Annotated in this window: 1 protein-coding gene; it reads right to left on the bottom strand. The window is 59.1% G+C overall.

Going from position 1 to position 550, the window contains the following annotated elements; translation table 11 throughout:
* Window positions 1–168 precede the first annotated feature (168 nt).
* Window positions 169–550, bottom strand: a 382-nt coding sequence (locus NZ585_15115) for a polyamine aminopropyltransferase (GenBank protein MCS7081358.1), incomplete at its 5' end; no start/stop codon positions are given.

The following is a 550-nucleotide window of genomic DNA, read 5'->3' as shown; positions in this document are numbered from 1 at the left end:
GCCTCTTGTTCTTCAGAGGCCAGGTCCTCGTCAGCGTGCATCATCAAAACCCCAACAGCGGCAACTCCCTCCCACAGGCTCAAGGGAGCATCCAGTGGCTGAGCAGGTAACACGGGATTTCCGGGGAATGAAGGGTTCCGCTTCCTAGTAAAGCAGAAATGGGGCTGTTCAATCGCCGCGATTTTCCAGTTGTTGTCGCACGAACGTCGGTAGGGCAAACGCCGCGCGATGAATGTCGGCGTTGTAATAGCGCAGTTGGGGAGCCAGGGATGCCGCCCGCTGGGGGTCAAAGTCCTGCACCGGATGACGTTGTTTGCTGGCCAGCGTAAAGGACCACATGCCGGTCGGGTAGGAGGGAATAAACGCCAAATACATCGCCACAACGGGAAAAAGCTGGCGCAGGCACTGGTGGGCTGCCTGGATGGTCTTTTGAAACAGCCGGTCAAAGGGGGACTCGGTTTGGGTCGTCAGCACCCCCGCCGGTTGCAAGATCCGGGCCACGTCCCGGTAAAACGCTGGGCCAAACAGTCCTTCAGCCATACCCACCGGG

This window comes from Chloracidobacterium sp., from assembly GCA_025057975.1.
Lineage (GTDB): Bacteria > Acidobacteriota > Blastocatellia > Chloracidobacteriales > Chloracidobacteriaceae > Chloracidobacterium.
This window is presented reverse-complemented; position numbering and strand designations above follow the sequence as displayed.